18 protein-coding genes are annotated in these 19830 nt (G+C 60.0%); 7 read left to right on the top strand and 11 right to left on the bottom strand.

The window, feature by feature from the left end; translation table 11 throughout:
• Positions 1 to 2: 2 nt before the first annotated feature.
• The 4 genes from urtC to ACUTJJ_RS16710 form a co-directional block, all read right to left on the bottom strand.
• Positions 3 to 1166, bottom strand: a complete 1164-nt coding sequence (gene urtC / locus ACUTJJ_RS16725) for an urea ABC transporter permease subunit UrtC (RefSeq protein ID WP_445542834.1) — start codon at positions 1164 to 1166, stop codon at positions 3 to 5.
• Positions 1163 to 2776, bottom strand: coding sequence for an urea ABC transporter permease subunit UrtB (gene urtB, locus ACUTJJ_RS16720; protein WP_445542833.1), 1614 nt, complete (start codon positions 2774 to 2776; stop codon positions 1163 to 1165). The genes urtC and urtB overlap by 4 nt, the downstream gene beginning before the upstream one ends.
• Before the next feature lie 275 nt (positions 2777 to 3051).
• Positions 3052 to 4341 carry an urea ABC transporter substrate-binding protein gene (gene urtA / locus ACUTJJ_RS16715; protein ID WP_004443324.1) on the bottom strand — a complete coding sequence of 430 codons (1290 nt, stop codon included), beginning with the start codon at positions 4339 to 4341 and terminating at the stop codon, positions 3052 to 3054.
• A gap of 320 nt (positions 4342 to 4661) precedes the next feature.
• Complete coding sequence (locus ACUTJJ_RS16710) at positions 4662 to 4868, bottom strand: DUF2735 domain-containing protein (protein WP_006700348.1); 207 nt, start codon at positions 4866 to 4868, stop codon at positions 4662 to 4664.
• A 66-nt stretch (positions 4869 to 4934) separates the two neighbouring features.
• On the opposite strand from ACUTJJ_RS16710, the gene ACUTJJ_RS16705 reads away from it, so the two are divergent.
• The 6 genes from ACUTJJ_RS16705 (at position 4935) to ACUTJJ_RS16680 (ending at position 12466) form a co-directional block, all read left to right on the top strand.
• The gene (locus tag ACUTJJ_RS16705; RefSeq protein WP_296068474.1) at positions 4935 to 5339 is read left to right on the top strand and encodes a hypothetical protein; all 405 of its coding nucleotides are present in this window, start codon (positions 4935 to 4937) and stop codon (positions 5337 to 5339) included.
• A 10-nt stretch (positions 5340 to 5349) separates the two neighbouring features.
• A complete protein-coding gene (locus ACUTJJ_RS16700; RefSeq protein WP_004443330.1) occupies positions 5350 to 6384 on the top strand; it encodes a glutamine synthetase beta-grasp domain-containing protein in 1035 nt (344 codons plus the stop codon).
• Between the two features lie 156 nt (positions 6385 to 6540).
• Complete coding sequence (locus ACUTJJ_RS16695; RefSeq protein WP_445542832.1) at positions 6541 to 7311, top strand: SDR family oxidoreductase; 771 nt, start codon at positions 6541 to 6543, stop codon at positions 7309 to 7311.
• Between the two features lie 31 nt (positions 7312 to 7342).
• Complete coding sequence (locus ACUTJJ_RS16690) at positions 7343 to 10738, top strand: hybrid sensor histidine kinase/response regulator (RefSeq protein ID WP_445542831.1); 3396 nt, start codon at positions 7343 to 7345, stop codon at positions 10736 to 10738.
• Complete coding sequence (locus ACUTJJ_RS16685; protein WP_445542830.1) at positions 10735 to 11661, top strand: response regulator; 927 nt, start codon at positions 10735 to 10737, stop codon at positions 11659 to 11661. The genes ACUTJJ_RS16690 and ACUTJJ_RS16685 overlap by 4 nt, the downstream gene beginning before the upstream one ends.
• Positions 11662 to 11941: 280 nt before the next feature.
• Positions 11942 to 12466 carry an AAA family ATPase gene (locus ACUTJJ_RS16680; protein WP_445542829.1) on the top strand — a complete coding sequence of 175 codons (525 nt, stop codon included), beginning with the start codon at positions 11942 to 11944 and terminating at the stop codon, positions 12464 to 12466.
• Between the two features lie 11 nt (positions 12467 to 12477).
• Here ACUTJJ_RS16680 and ACUTJJ_RS16675 read toward each other — a convergent pair whose 3' ends face one another.
• The 7 genes from ACUTJJ_RS16675 to ACUTJJ_RS16645 form a co-directional block, all read right to left on the bottom strand.
• Complete coding sequence (locus ACUTJJ_RS16675; protein WP_445542828.1) at positions 12478 to 13194, bottom strand: polysaccharide deacetylase family protein; 717 nt, start codon at positions 13192 to 13194, stop codon at positions 12478 to 12480.
• 125 nt (positions 13195 to 13319) lie between these two features.
• Positions 13320 to 14438: a branched-chain amino acid ABC transporter substrate-binding protein gene (locus ACUTJJ_RS16670; RefSeq protein ID WP_063948225.1), complete on the bottom strand. Its 1119-nt coding sequence runs from the start codon at positions 14436 to 14438 to the stop codon at positions 13320 to 13322.
• A 120-nt stretch (positions 14439 to 14558) separates the two neighbouring features.
• Positions 14559 to 14912, bottom strand: coding sequence for a DUF6867 family protein (locus tag ACUTJJ_RS16665; RefSeq protein ID WP_063948224.1), 354 nt, complete (start codon positions 14910 to 14912; stop codon positions 14559 to 14561).
• Between the two features lie 167 nt (positions 14913 to 15079).
• Positions 15080 to 15808, bottom strand: coding sequence for an ABC transporter ATP-binding protein (locus tag ACUTJJ_RS16660; protein WP_063948223.1), 729 nt, complete (start codon positions 15806 to 15808; stop codon positions 15080 to 15082).
• A complete protein-coding gene (locus tag ACUTJJ_RS16655; RefSeq protein WP_296068454.1) occupies positions 15808 to 16686 on the bottom strand; it encodes an ABC transporter ATP-binding protein in 879 nt (292 codons plus the stop codon). The genes ACUTJJ_RS16660 and ACUTJJ_RS16655 overlap by 1 nt, the downstream gene beginning before the upstream one ends.
• The gene (gene livM, locus ACUTJJ_RS16650) at positions 16686 to 18083 is read right to left on the bottom strand and encodes a high-affinity branched-chain amino acid ABC transporter permease LivM (RefSeq protein ID WP_063948221.1); all 1398 of its coding nucleotides are present in this window, start codon (positions 18081 to 18083) and stop codon (positions 16686 to 16688) included. The genes ACUTJJ_RS16655 and livM overlap by 1 nt, the downstream gene beginning before the upstream one ends.
• Positions 18084 to 18087: 4 nt before the next feature.
• Positions 18088 to 18990 (bottom strand): branched-chain amino acid ABC transporter permease, encoded by a 903-nt coding sequence (locus ACUTJJ_RS16645; RefSeq protein WP_063948220.1) that lies wholly within the window; start codon positions 18988 to 18990, stop codon positions 18088 to 18090.
• A gap of 330 nt (positions 18991 to 19320) precedes the next feature.
• Between ACUTJJ_RS16645 and ACUTJJ_RS16640 the strand changes: the two genes are divergently transcribed.
• On the top strand, positions 19321 to 19830 hold a 510-nt coding region (locus ACUTJJ_RS16640; RefSeq protein WP_445542845.1), incomplete at its 3' end, for a 3'(2'),5'-bisphosphate nucleotidase CysQ family protein.

Genomic DNA, 19830 nt, shown 5'->3' with positions numbered 1-19830 from the left:
GCTTACTCCGCCGCCTGTTGCGCAACCGCGCTGTCGTTGCCAGCTTCACGTGCCGCGCCCGCCACACGCTTCTCGCGTCGTCCCGCAAGATAATGCTGCACCGTGCCGACGATGCCCTTGGGGAAGAACAGCGTGACAGCGATGAAGAGACCACCCAGCGCAAACAGCCAGAATTCCGGGAACGCGCCAGTGAAATAGCTCTTGCCGCCATTGACCAGCACCGCGCCGATGATCGGCCCGATCAACGTGCCGCGCCCGCCGACCGCCGTCCACACCACCACCTCGATGGAGTTGGCGGGTGAAAATTCGCCGGGATTGATGATGCCCACCTGCGGCACGAACAGCGCACCGGCAATGCCTGCCATCATCGCCGAGACGACGAAAGTAAAGAGCTTGATGTTTTCAACCCTGAAACCGAGGAACCGCACCCGGCTTTCCGCATCCCGCACACCCACCAGCACCTTGCCGAACTTGGAATTAACGATGCCGGAGGCAATCAGCAGCGAGATCGCCAGCATCACCGCCGTCATCGCAAACAGCACGGCACGGGTGCCGTCGGCCTGCACGGAAAAGCCGAGAATATCCTTGAAGTCGGTCAGCCCATTATTGCCGCCGAAACCCATGTCGTTGCGGAAGAAGGCAAGGAGCAGGGCGTAGGTCATGGCCTGGGTGATGATCGAGAGATAAACGCCGTTGACGCGCGAGCGGAAGGCGAACCAGCCGAAGACGAAGGCCAGCAGCCCCGGCACGACAAGCACCATCAGCGCCGCAAACCAGAACATGTCGAAGCCGTGCCAGAACCACGGCAATTCCTTCCAGTTGAGGAACACCATGAAATCAGGCAACACCGGATGGCCATAGACCCCGCGCGTGCCGATCTGCCGCATCAGATACATGCCCATGGCATAGCCGCCGAGCGCAAAGAAGGCGGCGTGGCCAAGGGAGAGAATGCCGCAATAACCCCAGACCAGATCGAGCGCGAGCGCGAGCAGCGCGTAGGCCAGATATTTGCCGAGCATCGACATGATATATGTCGGGATGCGGAACGCGCTGCCCTCCGGCAACAGCAGGTTTGAGGCGGGCACCAGCACGGCAATGGCGAGAATAATGCCGATGGCGATGGAAATGCGGCGGTCGAGCGCGCGCAGGAGGAAGCCGGTAATCATGCTTCGATCGCCCTTCCCTTGAGTGCGAAGAGACCGCGCGGCCGCTTCTGGATGAACAGGATGATGAGAACGAGCACGAGGATCTTGCCGAGCACGGCCCCCACCGTCGGCTCGAGGAACTTGTTGAGCACGCCGAGCGACAGGGCGCCGACCAGCGTTCCCCAGAGATTGCCGACGCCGCCGAACACCACCACCATGAAACTGTCGATGATGTAGCTCTGGCCGAGATTCGGAGAGACATTGTCGATCTGCGACAAGGCCACCCCAGCAAGCCCGGCAACACCCGAACCAAGCGCGAAGGTGAAGGCATCCACCCATGGCGTGCGGATGCCCATGGAGGAGGCCATGCGGCGGTTCTGGGTCACGGCGCGCATCTGCAACCCGAAGGCCGAGCGCTTCAGCAGCACCAGCAGTGCGAAGAAGACGGACAGCGAGAAGCAGACGATCCACACCCGGTTCCAGGTGAAATTGAGATAACCGACGCTGAAGGAGCCGGACATCCAGCTCGGGCTGCCGACTTCCCGATTGGTGGGGCCGAAGATGGAGCGCACGCCCTGTTGCAGGATCAGCGAGATGCCCCAGGTGGCGAGAAGGGTTTCCAGCGGCCGCCCGTAAAGATAGCGGATGACGCCGCGCTCCATGACGAGGCCGACGCAGGCCGTGACCAGAAAGGCGGCCGGCAGGGCAATCGCCAGCGACCAGTCGAACAGGCCGGGGAAATGACTGCGGATCAGCTCCTGCACCATGAAGGTGGAATAAGCGCCGATCATCACCATTTCACCATGCGCCATGTTGATGATACCCATCACGCCAAAGGTGATGGCAAGGCCGATGGCGGCGAGCAGCAGCACAGAGCCGAGCGACAGGCCGTACCAGACATTCTGTGCGTAATCCCAGAAAGCAAGCGCGCTTTCGATGCTGGAAATCGCCTCGTCGACATCCGGCTTCAGGCTCGGATCGACCGACGGCGTCGCCGCCATCAGAATGCTGATCGCATCGCGCCCGCCAAGCGCCTTGATGGTGGCGATCGCTTCTTTCTTCACCTCAAGGGGGCGGTCGGAGGAGAGCAGCGAGACAGCCCGCGCCTCCTCCATCCGGGTCCGCACCTCATTATCGGTCTCCTTTGATATGGCCGCTTCCAACAATTCGAGATTTTCAGCGCTTGGCGCTTTCAGGACCGCGTCAGCCGCCGAAAGCCGCACGGATTTTTCCGGGCTGAGCAGCGTCAGCCCGCCCATCGCGGCGCGGATGACACGGCGTAGATTATTGTTCACCCTGATCTTGGTAACGGTCGCCTTCGGCGCCGAGCCGGCGCTTTCACCCGTCAGCGGGTCGATCAGGGTGAAATCGGAACCGGCGGGTTTGGTCATGAAGACCAGATTGTCGGATTTGCGCACGTAGAGATCACCCGCCGCAAAAGCCTCCAGCGCCGGAACGACACGCGCATCGCCGGTTGCGGCAATCTGCCCGATCAATGTTTCGGCCTGCTTGAAATCAGCTGTGCCGAGCTGGTCGATCAGCGCCTTTGGGTCGCTTTGTGCGAGGGACTGGGCGGCGATGCCCATGGTGAACCAGAGGAAGATGGCTCCGAGAAAAGATCGGATCGTCATGTCGGGGTCCTTAGGGCGGCCGTGTATTTTATCTGGCGATGAGTATGCGGCTTACCCCCCTCTGCCCTGCCGGGCATCTCCCCACAAGGAGGGAGATCGGCAAGGTGCACCTACGTCGCTCCATCTCGACCGACGAGAAATGCGGGGCCTCACTACGAGTCGATCTCCCCACTTGTGGGGAGATGCCCGGCAGGGCAGAGGGGGGCATGCTTGCTCAGTTTTCAACGATTGAAGCGCCGCCCCAACGAGGGAGCGGCCCTCAACCCAAGCTCCTATCAGCTACCCTTGCCGCCGCACTTGCCCGTGGCCACGTTGAAGTTGCCGCAGGACATCGGCTTTCTCCAATCAGAGATCAGATCCTTCGAATCCGGCAGGTAATCCGACCATTCGTCGCCCACCACCTGCGGTGTCTGCTGTACGATCTCAAACTGGCCGTCAGCCTGGATTTCACCGATCAGCACCGGCTTGGTGATGTGGTGGTTCGGCATGACGGTGGAGTAGCCGCCGGAGAGGTTCGGCACGGAAACGCCGATGATCGAGTCGAGAACCTTGTCCGTATCGGTCGTGCCGGCGGATTCCACGGCCTTCACCCAGGCGTTGAAGCCGATATAGGCGGCTTCCATCGGGTCGTTGGTCACGCGCTTGTCGTTCTTGGTGAAGGCATGCCAGGTCTTGATGAACTCGGCATTGACGGGCGCATCGACGGACTGGAAGTAGTTCCAGGCGGCAAGGTGGCCAACCAGCGGCGCGGTATCGAGGCCGGCAAGCTCTTCTTCACCCACGGAGAAGGCGACGACCGGAATATCTTCGGCCTTGATGCCCTGGTTGGCCAGTTCCTTGTAGAAGGGCACGTTGGCGTCACCATTGATGGTGGAAACCACGGCGGTCTTCTTGCCGGCCGAGCCGAATTTCTTGATGTCGGACACGATCGTCTGCCAGTCGGAGTGACCGAACGGCGTGTAGTTGATCATGATGTCCTCTTCCTTGACGCCCTTCGACATCAGGTAGGCCTTCAGGATCTTGTTGGTGGTCTGCGGATAGACATAATCCGTGCCGGCCAGAACCCAGCGCTCGACGCCTTCGGTATTGGCGAGGTAATCGACGGCCGGAATCGCCTGCTGGTTGGGGGCGGCACCCGTGTAGAAGATATTGCGCGAGGATTCTTCACCCTCATACTGAACCGGATAGAACAGGATCGAGTTCAGCTCTTCGAAAACAGGCAGAACGGATTTGCGCGAGGAAGACGTCCAGCAGCCGAAAACGGCGGCGACCTTGTCCTGCGAAATCAACTGGCGGGCCTTTTCGGCGAAAAGCGGCCAATCGGAGGCCGGATCGACCACGACGGCTTCAAGCTTTTTGCCGAGAACGCCGCCCTTCTTGTTCTGCTCGTCGATGAGCATCAGCATGGCGTCTTTCAGCGTGGTTTCTGAAATGGCCATGGTGCCGGAAAGAGAATGCAGCACGCCGACCTTGATCGTGTCATCGGCAGCAAAGGCGCCATGGAAGGCAGTGGTGGACAGAATTGCGCCAAGCAGCGCGGCACTGAGCGTCTTGCGGAACATCATCGGAAGGACCCCTCTCCTTGTTGGCCTCTCGTGGAGGCTCAGCGGCATCTTCGGCCGCTGCTGGAGGGACTATCGATCTCGTGGGCGCGAAACCGTATACGTCAATTGACGTAGGCGGGGTGGCGAAAGGTGCAGGGGAAGTGTGGGGTGATATGCAGAGCGAGACGCCTCAGCTTGTTTCTTCTCCCCGCCGGGGAGAAGGTCGCGGCAGCGGGATGAGGGGGCGAGCGTCAATATATACGGAGGGGTTGCCCCCTCATCCGACCCTTCGGGCCACCTTCTCCCCCTCGGGAAGAAGAAATTCGCAGCACCGGCTCAGATCAAGAATGCGGCTTGCGGTCGCTCTCTTCGTCCCGGATCGCCTCGTCATGATACCAGGAGCCAAAATCCACATGCGGTTCTCTTGCCTCGCGTTCGAGGTCGCTCAAGCCATTAGTACGGAACTTGGACACGCCAGCGCGCCCGCCAACAGGGAATTGGTAGATCGTTGCCGTCTCACGATGAAAGCCAGTCGCCATTTCGGTCATCTCACTCTGATTGCATCGAAGCACTTGGTCATGAAGTCAAACCCGTGAAAGCCGGATTCGCTCCCTTTGATTAAAAAAAAATCATGTTGCGAAAAATATAGGCATAAATCGCACTTTCGACAAGAAAAACCATTCCGGAAGCGCTGGTTTTTAGGGCAAATGCCAATCCCTCGCGCGCAATTGAATTTGCTGCATTACAGCATGGCGCGTCTCGCGGTGCTGTGCGCTATCTATCAGGATTCAATGATGAAACTTGAGGGGTGTTTTATCGTGCTGCGCCGCAACAGAAGCAAGAATGAAGGAGCCGGCACCGGTCCGACCAATATGCGGCTGAAAGAATTTTCGAAAAAATCGCCGGATAACGCCAATCTGGCACGCGGCATGCATCTAACGTGTCAGCCCTTGAAAGCGAATGCGCTTCCGGTGGTGAAAGCCACGGGAGGCCTCAAGGCTTCGCATTGTTACCTATGAGAGGTTCGTAATGACTAAGTTCAAACTCGAGTACATCTGGCTGGACGGATACAAGCCGGTCCCCAACCTGCGCGGCAAGACCCAGATCAAGGAATTCGACGAATTCCCGACACTCGAGCAGCTGCCGCTTTGGGGCTTTGACGGCTCCTCCACGCAGCAGGCCGAAGGCCACTCCTCCGATTGCGTGCTGAAGCCCGTCGCGATCTACCCGGATCCGGCCCGCTCCAACGGTGCGCTCGTCATGTGCGAAGTCATGATGCCCGATGGCGTCACTCCGCATCCGTCGAACAGCCGCGCAACCATCCTCGACGACGAAGATGCATGGTTCGGATTCGAGCAGGAATACTTCTTCTACCAGGACGGCCGCCCGCTCGGCTTCCCGGAACAGGGTTACCCGGCTCCGCAGGGTCCTTACTACACCGGCGTCGGCTTCAAGAACGTCGGTTCGGTTGCCCGCGAAATCGTTGAAGAGCACCTCGATCTCTGCCTCGAAGCCGGCATCAACCACGAAGGTATCAACGCCGAAGTGGCCAAGGGCCAGTGGGAATTCCAGATTTTCGGCAAGGGCTCCAAGCGCGCCGCCGACCAGATCTGGATCGCTCGTTACCTGCTGCTGCGCCTTTGCGAACAGTATGGCATCGACGTCGAATTCCATTGCAAGCCGCTGGGCGACACCGACTGGAACGGTTCGGGCATGCACTGCAACTTCTCCACCAAGTACATGCGTGAAGTTGGCGGTAAGGACTATTTCGAAGCTCTCATGGCCGCGTTTGCCAAGAACTGGAAAGAGCACATCGACGTTTACGGTCCGGACAACCACCTGCGCCTGACCGGCAAGCACGAAACCGCTCCGTGGAACAAGTTCTCCTATGGCGTGGCAGATCGTGGCGCGTCGATCCGCGTTCCGCATTCCTTCGTCAACAACGGCTACAAGGGTTACCTTGAAGACCGTCGTCCGAACTCTCAAGGGTGCCCCTATCAGATCGCTTCCGTCGTTCTGAAGACGATCGCGGAAGTGCCGCTCGCAAAGTCGGCTGCTGCCTGATATCGAACTGATGGCGTCGCCCGAACTGGACGACGCCATTTTTCTGTCCACCGAACGGTCGGGCCGGACGGCGACCTTTCGCTCTCTGCCCCACGCGGCATATTCTTCCTTCGCGAACTCCAAGAAGTTTCGGCACGTCAAGCAAGAAGGTGAGCGATGGGCATTCTGGACAAATTTTCTCTGAAAAACCGCACCGCCATCATCACCGGCAGCGGCCGTGGTCTCGGTTTTGAAATCGCCAAGGCCTTTGCCGAAGCTGGCGCTCATGTCTGGCTGACCGGCCGCAATGCCGAGACGTTGCAACAGGCGGTCGACTCGTTGCGTAAGGCAGGCGGCAAGGCGGATTATGCCGCCTTCGATATTGCCGATACCAAAGCCGGGGCGGCGCTCGTCCACCGCATCATGAGCGAACTCGGCCACCTCGATATTCTCGTCAACAATGTCGGCGCACGCGACCGCCGCCCGCTTGCCGAATTCACCGATGAGGACGTGCTGGAATTGATCCGCACCGACCTCACCTCCTCCATTTTCCTGTCGCGGGATGCGGCGGAAGCCATGGCGGCAAAGGCCTATGGCCGTATCATCACCATCACCTCCATTCTTGGCCACATCGTGCGGCCGGGCGATGCGATCTACCCCGTCGCCAAACAGGGGCTGACGGGCCTGATGCGGGCGATTGCCGTGGAGTACGGCGCGCGTGGCATCACCAGCAACGCCATTGCGCCGGGCATGTTCGCCACAGAAACCAATGCCGCCCTTGCCGAAAATCCTGAGATGGTGGCCTTCGCCAAGCTGCGCGTGCCGCTGGAACGCTGGGGCAGACCGGACGAGATTGCCGGTGCGGCCCTGTTTCTGGCCAGCGACGCAGCCTCCTTCGTCAACGGCCATGTGCTGACGGTGGATGGCGGCATGTCGGTGCGGCTGTGAGAAGCCCCTTGCGGAAAGGCGCTCGATAGCCATGGCCGCACGGCAACGCATCATCCCCGTCAGGCGCGAATATAACCGCTGGGTCGCCAACCAGACGCTGGAAGATTATGCGCTGCGCTTTACCGCCAAGAGCGCCCGGCAATTTTCCTCCAACCGCATTTCCCACACCGCCATCGGCGCGATTTCCTTTCTGGCGCTGGAAGCCATCGGCGGCGCCATCACGCTCTCCTACGGCACCACCAACGCTTTTTACGCCATCCTTGTCGCTGCCGTCGTCATGTTGGCCGTCGGCCTGCCGATCAGCCGTTATGCCATTCGCCATGGCGTCGATATCGATCTGCTGACACGCGGCGCGAGCTTTGGTTACATCGGCTCCACCATCACCTCGCTCATCTACGCCGCCTTCACCTTCATGCTCTTCGCGATCGAGGCCTCGATCATGTCCGGCGCGCTGGAGCTGGCGCTCGGCATTCCCTTGTGGATCGGCTACATCATCTCCGCCGTCATGGTCATTCCGCTCGTCACCCATGGCGTGCGGCTCATCAGCCGTTTCCAGATCGTCACCCAGCCTTTCTGGCTCGTCCTCAACATCCTGCCCTTCATCTTCATCGCCTTGATGGACTGGGAAAAATACGATCTCTGGCGCGCTTTTGCCGGCATTCATCATGCGTCCGGCCCGCCGGGCACAGTGGCGGATTTCAATCTCGTGGAGTTCGGCGCGGCCTCGGCCGTCATCCTGGCTTTGATGTCCCAGATCGGCGAGCAGGTGGACTTCCTGCGCTTCCTGCCAGCCGAGGGCCAGAGCCGCCTGCGCCACCGCATCGCCGTGTTCTTGGCCGGCGCTGGCTGGGTCGTCGTCGGCGTGCCGAAGCTCTTGGCCGGTTCGTTCCTCGTCGTGCTGACCTTCAGTTCCGGCGTCTCGGTCGATCGCGCCGCCGACCCGGCGCAAATGTATCTCACCGCCTTCGGTTACATGATCCCCAACCAGACGGCGGCGATGCTGCTGATGGTCGCCTTCGTGGTCGTGTCGCAGCTGAAGATCAACGTCATGAATGCCTATGCGGGTTCCCTCGCCTGGTCGAACTTTTTCTCCCGCCTCACCCACAGCCACCCCGGCCGCGTCGTCTGGCTGGTGTTCAATGTGGCCATTGCGCTGCTGTTGATGGAACTCGGCATCTACCGGCTGCTCGAGGAAACGCTCGGCATCTTCTCCATCATCGCCATGGCGTGGCTCTGCACCATCTCGGCCGATCTCTTCATCAACAAGCCGCTCGGCCTCGCCCCATCAGGCATCGAGTTCAAGCGTGCCCATCTCTACGACATCAATCCCGTTGGCGTCGGCTCCATGGCGCTTTCCGCCACCATTGCGCTGATGGCGCATTTCGGCACCTTCGGCCCGCTCGCCGCCTCGCTCGCGCCCTACCTCACACTCATCGTCGCTTTCATCGCCTCGCCGCTGATTGCGTGGGGCACCAAAGGCAAATTTTACCTTGCCCGCAAGCCACGCCAGCAATGGCGCGCAGAAAGCAGCATCACCTGTTCCATCTGCGAACACCCTTTCGAGCCGGAGGACATGGCATGGTGTCCGGCCTATGCCGCGCCGATCTGTTCGCTCTGCTGTTCGCTGGACAGCCGCTGCCACGACATGTGCAAGCCGAAGGCAAAGCTGAACTATCAGGTCGCCACCGTCGCCAAGACCTTCCTGCCGAGACAGCTGGTGGCGAAACTCGCCACCCGCCTAGGACGCTACGGCATGGCGGCGGCGATTGCGGTCACCACCATCGGCGGCATATTGGCCATGATCGCGCATCAGGTCGGCACGGCCTCACCGGAAACGGCAGATGTGGTCAATCGCACCATCCTCATCGTGTTTTTCGTCTTTGCCGTCATTGCCGGCATTGTCTGCTGGTTCCTGGTGCTTGCCCATGACAGCCGGGTGGTGGCGGAAGAGGAATCCTCGCGCCAGAACACGCTGCTCTTGAAGGAAATCGCTGCCCACAAGAAGACCGACGCCGCCCTTCAGGATGCCAAGGAAACGGCTGAGGCCGCCAACCGCGCCAAAAGCCGCTACGTGGTTGGCCTTAGCCACGAACTGCGCACGCCGCTGAACGCCGTTCTCGGTTACGCCCAGATTTTGGAACGCGATGAGACCATCCCCCCTCCCCGGCAATCGGCGATCAAGGTCATCCGCCGCTCGGCCGACCACCTGTCGGGGCTGATCGACGGGCTTCTCGATATTTCCAAGATCGAGGCGGGCCGCCTGCAGGTCTATTCCAACGAGATCAATATCCAGGATTTCCTCGACCAGATCGTCGATATGTTCCGCCCGCAGGCGCAGGCCAAGGGGCTGGAATTCCGCCACGACCGCTCGCCCGCTCTGCCGCAATATGTGCGCACCGATGAAAAGCGCCTGCGCCAGATCCTCGTCAACCTGCTTTCCAACGCCATCAAATTCACGGACGAAGGCGCCGTCACCTTCGATGTCGGTTACCGCAGCCAGGTGGCCAGCTTCACCGTGTCCGATACCGGCCGCGGCATTGCCGAAAGAGACCTTGCCCGCATTTACGAACCCTTCCAGCGTGGCGAGGCCGAGAGCGTACGTCCCATGCCGGGCCTCGGCCTCGGCCTCACCATCACCCGGCTTCTGACCAATACGCTCGGCGGCGAAATTTCCGTCTCCAGCGAAAAGGATAAGGGCTCCACCTTCCGTGTGCGCCTCATGCTATCCGCCGTCCACCGGCCAAACACGGCGCCGGCGCCGGAAAAAACGATCCGCTCCTATTCCGGCCCGCGCCGTACCATCGTTGTGGTCGACGACAACGAGGATCACCGCGAACTGATGCGGCAGGTCCTCTCGCCGCTCGATTTCGTGGTGCTGACGGCGCAATCCGGCCCCGAATGTCTCACCCTCATCGAAGGGGTGAAGCCCGATCTCTTCCTCATCGATATTTCCATGCCCGGCATGACCGGCTGGCAGCTGGTGACGAAACTGCGCGAGGCCGGGCAGACGGCCCCGCTCATCATGCTCTCAGCCAATATCGGCGACGGCACTGTCGCGGGCGCCGGCGATGACAATCACAACGACGCCATCGCAAAGCCCGTCGATATCCGCCATCTCTGCGACAGGCTCGCCGTGCATCTCGGGCTGACATGGATTTACGATACCGATCTGCCGCCCGCGCCGGAGCCGCGGCCGCCTGCCGAGATCGTCAATCCGGGCGCCATCCACATCCAGGATTTGCAGCGGCTGGGCGAAATAGGCTACATACGCGGCATCGAAGCGAAACTCGCCGATCTCGCCCGCAACACGGAAAACCTGCCCTTCACGCAGGAGCTCGGCGCCTATGTGCAGGCTTTCGATCTGGCGGGCTACGCACATTTTCTCAAGCGGTTCGAAGACAGTGACAGGGGAGACCTCAAGGCATGAGCGCTCAGGCGGCGGCCCCGAGAGATATTGTATTGCTGGTGGATGACAGCCCGGAAGCGCTGGGCTTCTTGACCGATGCGCTGGAGCAATCCGGCTTCTCGGCCCTCATCGCCACATCTGGGCAGGCTGCATTGAACATCGCCGAGCGCATCACGCCCGATATTATCCTGCTTGACGCCGTCATGCCCACCATGGACGGTTTCGAGACCTGCCGACGCCTCAAGGCCAATGCGGCGGTGGCGCAGGTGCCTGTTATCTTCATGACCGGCCTGACGGAGACCGAACATGTCGTGCGGGCGCTGGACTCCGGCGGTGTCGATTATCTGACGAAACCGATCAATATCGACGAGCTGCGCGCCCGCATCCGCGTCCATCTTTCCAATGCCCGCTCGGCGCAAAGCGCCCGGGTCGCGCTTGATGCCGCCGGACGCCATCTGCTCGCCGTGCGCGCAAACGGGGCCATCCACTGGTCCACCCCGCAGGCGACGCGGCTCGTTAATGCCGCGACCGGGCGGGATGACGGCATGGACATCGTCGTCAGCCATATCGGCCGCTGGCTCGGCGAAAGGGCAGCATCGGAGACCGGCCGCGATGCACCGCTGACGATCACCCAGGCCGGACGCTCCGCCCTGCAGCTTTCCTTCCTTGGCGCCATGGGCCCGGATGAACATCTCTTCCGCCTGACCGCCGCCAACGAGAAGTCGGACGACCATCTGCTGAAAGAGCATTTCGCGCTGACGACGCGGGAATCCGAAGTGTTGCTGTGGATCGCCAAGGGCAAATCCAACCGTGACATCGGCGATATTCTCGGCCTGTCTGCCCGAACGGTGAACAAGCATCTTGAACAGATCTATGTGAAGCTCGGCGTGGAAAACCGCGCCTCTGCCGCGGTCAAGGCGGCGCATATTCTGCATCAGGGGTGACGACTCGCCGTATTATGGTAATATCTTCCGACACATTCCCGCTCGAATACGCAAATCCTGCTTGTTGAACGAGCGTTGACCCCCTGTTTCTTCTCCCCGCCGTGGAGAAGTCCGCGGCAGCGGGATGAGGGGGCGAGGGTCGCGCTAAAACAGGGAGCTTGCCCCCTCATCCGGCCCTTCGGGCCACCTTCTCCCCGGCGGGGAGAAGAAACGCGCGGCACCCCCCTTCCAAAAAAATCACCACCCCCTGCCCTGAACCCCACCACAGGAACGTACGCCCATGGACCGTTTCATCATCCTCTCCGGTTGCTCCGGCGGGGGAAAATCCACGCTTCTTGCAGAACTTGCCCGGCGCGGTTACGCCACCGTCGAGGAACCCGGCCGCAGAATCGTCATCGAAGAAACCCGCACCAGTGGCACCGCACTGCCTTGGATAAACCTCGAAGCCTTTGCACGCAGGGCCATCGCCGTAGCGCTCGAAGACAGGCAGCATGCGCCAGAGCACGGCACCGTCTTCTTCGATCGCGGCCTGATTGACGCCGCCTCGGCGTTACGCGAGGCCAGCGGTGACCCCTTCATCGAAACGCTGCGCCGCGAACATCGCTACAACAGGCTGGTCTTCCTTACCCCGCCCTGGCCGGAAATCTATCGGGCAGACACGGAGCGTCGGCATGATTTTGCCTCGGCCGTGGCCGAATACGATCGTCTCGTCAGGGATTTTCAAGCTCTTGACTATGAGACCGTCGTCCTTCCGAAAACGGGCGTCGACGAGCGTGCCGACTTCATTTTGGAGCAGCTGGACTGATCGCAGCGATCTTAGCGATTTTCCACCAGTTGCGACACGGTCACGAACTCGAACCCGCGTCGACGTAATCCATCGATGATCAGCGGCAAGGCCTGCCGCGAGGCCTCGCGGCTGCGATACATGACATGCATGATGATGATCGAGCCGTTTTTCGTGTGCTCGATGACGTGCTTCGCCAGTGCGGCTGCATCCTCGGCTATATCTGGATAGGATTCCGGCTCGACATCCCACATGATTGTTTTCCGCTCATGCCGGGAAAGATACAACGGCAAGGCGAACAGCTTCTTGCCATAGGGCGGGCGGAACATGATCTCGCCCTCGTAGCCCGCAGCCCGAATGGCGGCATCCGTGCGTTCGATCTCGTCCCCGACCAGCGCCGGTCCCATCAAGGCCATGTTGGAATGCGTATAGCTGTGGTTTCCAATCTGATGGCCGTCACTGACGATCATCCGAGCCTGCGGCAGATTTTCCTCGGTTTCCTTGCCCGTCAGGAAAAAGGTCGCTTTCACGCCGCGTTCCCTCAGGATCGTCAGGACCTCAGGCGTGAAGCGCACCGAGGGCCCGTCATCGAATGTCAGGGCCACCACCGGCTTCGGCGTCTCGACCCTTGCAATGATTTCGCCGAACAATTGCGTCGTCCGGGATTTGCTGAAGAGATGCCCACCGCCGAGCACCGCCGCCAGCATGGCAAGACCAAGAAGGAGAGACACGATCCGTTTCGTCGTCATTGCCACCCCTCATTGCAGTTTCCGGGAGGCTTTGTCTCCTGCCTTCATGTCTCCAGTGTGGCGGCCGTCGCGCAAAGAAAAGCCCGGCATTGCTGCCGGGCTTCGATTGGGTGTCACAGAGAGGCTTAGCTGCCCTGCTGGATGTAGGTGAACTTGCCGTCCGGACCCTTCTTCCATTCGTACATGACGTAGCCCGGAAGCTTTGGGTCGCCCTTTTCGTCGAAGGAAATATCGCCAAGTGCTGTCGGGAACGTGCCCTTCTTCAGCGCTTCGGCAACCTTTTCAGGCTCCACGGAACCGGCGGCCTTTGCGGCTTCTGCAATCGTCTGCATAGCTGCGTAGGAGTAGAGCGTATAGGCTTCCGGGTTGAAGCCGGCAGCCTTGAACTTCTCGACAAGTTCCTTGTTTTCCGGGCGCAGCGTCGGATCAGGGCCGAAGGTGTTCAGCGTGCCTTCGACAGCGTCGCCGGCGATGGAAGCGAGTTCGTTGGAAACGATACCGTCACCCGAGATCAGCTTTGCCTTAAGGCCCTGGTCAGCCGCCTGACGGATGATCAGACCGGCTTCGGTGTGCAGGCCGCCCCAGTAGATGATGGAAACGCCGGCTTCCTTCATCTTGGAGATCAGCGCAGAGAAGTCCTTGTCGCCGACGTTGACGCCTTCATACATGGCTTCGGTGACGCCAGCGGCATTTGCAGCCTTCTTGGTTTCGTCGGCAAGGCCCTGACCATAGGGGGTCTTGTCGTGGATGATGGCGATCTTGGCGTCCTTGAAGTGGTCGGCCAAATACTTGCCGGCAATGCCGCCCTGCTGGTCGTCACGGCCGCAGGTGCGGAAGGTGTTCCACAGGCCGCGTTCGGTGAAAACAGGGTTGGTTGCAGCAGGCGTGATTTCGAGAATGCCATTTTCGGCATAAACTTCAGACGCCGGAATGGAAACGCCGGAGTTGAAGTGACCGATAACGAACTTCACGCCGTCGGCAACGAATTTATTGGCAACCGAAATACCCTGCTTGGGGTCGGATACGTCGTCGCCCAGCACGATCTTGATCTGCTCGCCATTGATGCCACCAGCGGCATTGATGTCTTTTGCAGCCTGCTCGGCACCCTTCTGAAGCTGAGCGCCGAAAGCAGCGTTCGGTCCAGTCAGCGGGCCGCCGACGGCGATCACAACATCGGCGAAGGCCGAACCGCTGAACGCGACCATGGCGGTCAGCGCAACAGCGGAAAGAAGAGACTTCTTCATTACTTTACTCCCAGTTCCTTGGATGGGGTTGATTGCAAAGACCCGTTCAGTACCCACCTTCACTGAACAGGAAACCGTTCCACTCTGACGAGTATTAGTGACGCCGGAAGAACCCGGCTGTCAATTCTTCTTTTTATAGGAAAATGACGACGTCCGATCATAGAGCCAATAATAGTTATTGACCATCTGGCTTGTCCGGCGCATGCGGAAACCGATGCTGGAAAAGACCAGAAGTAGAACGACGTCAAGCACGTAATAGAAGCCGTTGATGAACGGCCCATTGAACAGGGCGAAATGCAGGAAGCGCATCACCAGCCCAAGAGCCAGCGTGTAGATGACCACACGCGGATATTCGCCCCAGCCATCGGCGACGGATTTGCCCGTGCGCCATGCCGTCCAGAAACCCAAGAGAACAACCAATGCGCGCAAAACATAGCGCACGCCGTTATCCGTTTCGAAAAATAGGCCCTGCATTTCTTTCCCCATCAGGCCAGGTGTAACACCCTCGCCCCGCCTTGTTTGTCATCCCGCCGTTTGCCGGCCGGCTTTTATTGTTTGCCACCCGCCGCCTGGCGCCAAGGCTGCGGCGGGTCGCTGTTCGTAATCTTGCGCCGCAAAACGTCTGGCGCAAGTAAAATCTTTCAGTGCCGCCCGCCTTCGAGATAGGCTGCGCGAACCTGCGGGTCGGCGAGCAATTCCTTGCCCGTTCCGCTCATCGTCACCTTGCCGTTCACCATCACATAGGCGCGGTCGGAAAGCTTCAGCGCCGCAAAGGCGTTCTGCTCCACGAGGAAGACGGTCAGGCCCTCTTCCTGGTTCAGCTTCTTGATCGCCTCGAAGATCCCCTTGACGATCAAGGGCGCAAGACCGAGCGATGGCTCGTCGAGAAGCAGGAGCTTCGGACGCGACATCAGCGCACGGCCGATGGACAGCATCTGCTGCTCACCACCCGAAAGCGTGCCGCCGCGCTGGCTCTGGCGCTCCTTGAGGCGCGGAAACATCTCGAAGATCTTCTCGACGTCTTCCTTGAAATATTTCAGGTTATCGAGATTGGCGCCCATCTGCAGATTTTCGAGCACCGTCATGCGCGGGAAAATCCGCCGGCCTTCCGGTGACTGGGCAATGCGCTTGCGCGCGATGAGATGGGTCGGCAGCTGGGTGATGTCTTCACCGTCGAAGATCACCTGGCCGGCCCGCGCCTGCGGACTGCCGCAGATGGTCATCATCAGCGTCGATTTGCCGGCGCCGTTGGCACCGATCAGGCTGACGATCTCACCTTTCTTGACCTCGACATCCACACCCGCGAGCGCACGGATATTGCCGTAATAGGTTTCGACACCCTGGACTTTCAGAAGCGGTTCACCGGACATCAGGCCGCTCCTCCGTCGAGTTCTTCCGCAATCACGTCTTCCACTTCATCATCTTCGACACCCAGATAGGCGGCGATGACCTTCGGGTCGTTCTTCACATGGTCCGGCGTGCCGTCGGAAATCTTCTGGCCATATTCGAGAACCACCACATGGTCGGAGATTTCCATCACCACCGACATGTCGTGTTCGATGAGCAGAAGCGACGTCCCCTCGTCCCGGATACCGCGCAGAAGCGTGTTGAGCGCGAGCGACTCCTTCGGGTTCAGGCCGGCGGCGGGCTCGTCGAGGCACAGGAGTTCCGGCCCCGTGCACATGGCGCGGGCGATTTCCAGACGGCGCTGGGCGCCGTAAGGCAGATCGCCGGCAGGGTCGTCGGCACGATCGGTCAGATCTGCCTTGTCCAGCCAATACTTGGCTTTCTCGATCGAACTTGCGACCGCACGCTTGTAGGCGGGCAGGCCGAGAAGGCCAAGGATCGTATAGCCCGAGGCTCTCATCAGCGCATTGTGCTGCGCCACCAGCAGGTTTTCCAGAACGGTAAGACCCGAAAACAGCCGGATGTTCTGGAAGGTGCGGGCCACCTTCGCCTTTTTGGTAATTTCGAAATCCGCCAGACGCTCCAGAAGATGCGTCTCGCCATCTTGCCTGCGCATGGTGATCATGCCCATCGTCGGCTTGTAAAAGCCGGTGATGCAGTTGAAGACCGTGGTCTTTCCCGCACCGTTGGGGCCGATCAGCGCCGTGATCTCGCCACGCCGTGCCTCGAAGGAGAAGTCGTTGATGGCCATCAGACCACCGAACTTCATGGAGAGATGCTCGACCTTGAGGATCGTATCGCCAGTTACATTGGGTGCCATTGTTGTCGTTCCGGAGGCCATCAACCGTGACCTTCCTTGGTAAAGCTGCCGGAGACGGCCTTTCGCTCCTTGAGGAAGGCAGTCGGTTCACGCGAGCCGACGAAGCCGCGCGGCTTGAACAGCATGACGATGACCATGGCAAGTCCGAAGAGCAGCATGCGATAGAGTTCCGGTGTGAAATCCGGTCCGAAGACATGCTTCAGGAACTCCATTTCACGCAGCAGTTCCGTGCCGCCGACCATGACGAGCGCCGCAATCGCGATACCCGTCAGCGAACCCATGCCGCCGAGAACGACGATCGCGAGAATAACGGCCGATTCCAGGAAGACGAAGCTTTCCGGCGACACGAAACCCTGACGCGCGGCGAAGAACGAACCGGCAAAGCCGCCGAACATCGCGCCCGTCGCAAAGGCGGTGAGCTTGGTGATGACGGTATCGATGCCGAGCGAACGGCAGGCGATCTCATCCTCACGCAGCGCTTCCCACGCACGCCCAATCGGCATGCGGCGCAGCTTGATGGTGACATAGGCCGTCAGCATGCAGAGCAGCAGGATCACGTAAAACAGGAAGATCTTGTAATAGGCCGAGGACATCGAAAGGCCGAAGGCCTTGGCGAAGTTGTTCGGGGCGCCGACATCGAAGGACCAGATGCCGAAGATCGAGGCCTTGGCGATACCGGAAATACCGAACGTGCCCTTGGTGACATCCGTCCAGTTGAGCAGCACGAGGCGGATGATTTCCCCGAAGGCAAGCGTCACGATCGCCAGATAGTCACCCCGCAGGCGCAGCACCGGAAAACCGAGGATGATGCCCCAGAATGCCGCCAGAATGCCGGCAACCGGCAGAAGCACCCAGAAGGACAGGCCGAGATGGCTCGACAGCAGCGCATAGGAATAGGCGCCGACGGCGTAGAAAGCCACGTAACCCAGGTCGAGAAGGCCGGCGAGACCGACGACGATGTTCAAGCCCCAGGCCAGCATCACATAAATGAGGATCTGGATGCCGAAATTGTCGACGAACTTCAGCGAACCCTGAAAACCGAAAAGCTGCACGGCGATAACAGGGTAGAGAAGCAGCAGCACAAGCGCGATCTTGAGGAAGTGCTTGTGGAAGAAGCCCTTCTCCTCGGAGATTTCCAGCACGCCGCTCTTGGCCTTGGCCAGCTTGCGACGATCGATGGACGGCTTGATGAAACCGACCATGAGGAAACGGCCGATGGCGGCAACGGCGACGAAGATCGACAGAAGACCCCAGCGCGTGCCCCAGATCAGCTGGTTGTTGATGTCCTGATAGGTGACGATGCCGACATACAGAATGAACATGCCGAGCGAGACGACGCCCGCAATGATGCCTTCCTTGACGGCTGTCGCCATAAGGCTCGGGCCGGAAGCGTTATTTTCGGAAGCGATGTTGGCCATGATATCAAACCTTCTCGACTTCCGGACGACCGAGAATACCGGTCGGCTTGAAGATCAGCACGAATGCCAGAATGCCGAACGCCGCAACGTCCTTATAGGCAATGGAGAAATAGGCAGACCAGAGCGACTCGATGAGGCCGATCAGCAGACCACCGAGAACGGCGCCCGGCAGCGAGCCGATACCGCCGAGAACGGCCGCGGTGAAGGCCTTGACGCCCGGAATGAAGCCATCGTTGAACGAGGCAACGCCGTAATACATCAGATACATCGTGCCGGCGACGGAAGCGAGCGCCGCACCCATGATGAAGGTGATGGAAATCGTCTTGTCGACATCCACACCCAACAGGGCCGCCATCTTGCGATCCTGCTCGGTGGCGCGCTGGGCGCGGCCAAGCGGCGTCTTGTTGACGATATACCAGAAGGCAAAAAGCAGCACCGAGGTGACGACCATGATGATCAGCTGCTTCAGCGACACGGTTATGGCGCCGAAATGGTAGCTGTCCGTCACCATGGAGGGGATCGGCTTGTTGCGCGGGCCCTGCGTGACCTGAATGAAGTTGGACAGCGCAATCGACATGCCGATCGCCGTGATCAGCGGCGCGAGGCGGAACGAGCCTCTGAGCGGACGATAGGCAACGCGCTCGATAACCCAGTTCCACAGGCCGGTCATCAGCATGGCGACGACCATCATCAAAAGCAGAAGAAGCGCCACCGGAATGCCGGCGACAAAGGTTGTCACGATCAAAAAAACGATCAGCGCGGCAAAACCGCCGAGCATGAAGATGTCGCCATGGGCGAAGTTAATCATGCCGATGATGCCGTAGACCATCGTATAGCCAATTGCGATAAGGCCGTAGATCGATCCAAGAGTCAGCCCGTTTATGAGCTGCTGGATAAAATACTCCATGTTTTTCCCCCGGGCACGGCCTCGAATGGACCACGCCTCGTTATGTTCGTTATAGGGTGCCCTGTCAGACAGATCCCCACCGTCGAAATGCATATCGTGTTCGCTAAAAATGTGAAGTCAAAATTGGGCGATCCTGCACAAAATTTGGAATTTCCACACAAGCTGCCCTTTTCGCTGACAACAATGCTAGGATTTCAGCAGGGTTTGCTGAAAAAATGGCTTTATTCTCCCTATATAAGCTTTGTTCGGACCGTCATTTGACGCGTCGCACACAAAAGAGTAGCGAAGATGGAGAAGATGAAATCCCCAGGTGGGATGGTGACGGCAGAGATGATCGACATATTGACGACAGCGGCGCTGGACGCGGGCCAGGCGATCATGGCGGTGCACCGCGCCGGGCCGCATGTTTCCTACAAGGACGACTGCTCTCCCGTCACCGAGGCGGACCAGCGCGCCGAGACCATCATCCTGGAAGCCCTCGCCCTCCATTTTCCGCAGATCCCCGTGGTGGCCGAAGAGGCCGTCTCAAGCGGTATCCTGCCGGAGACCGGCGCGGAGTTTTTCCTTGTCGATCCGCTGGACGGCACGAAGGAGTTCATATCCGGCAAGGACGACTTCACCGTCAACATCGCGCTCATCCGCAATGGCGCTCCGGTGGCCGGTGTCGTTTATGCGCCCTGCCGTGGGCAGGCATGGACCGGCATGGACGAGGCTGCCGAAAAGCTTACCATTTCCAGCGATGGCGCGATCCTCGCGCGCGAGACGATCCGGGCCCGCCAACGCGGCGCGTCGCCTGTGGCGCTGATCAGCCGCTCGCATTGCACCGCAAAGACGGAGGCC

The sequence above is a fragment of the Agrobacterium sp. DKPNP3 genome (assembly GCF_052686535.1).
The sequence above is the reverse complement of the archived record's forward strand: the minus strand, read 5'-3'. Positions and strand labels throughout refer to the sequence as shown.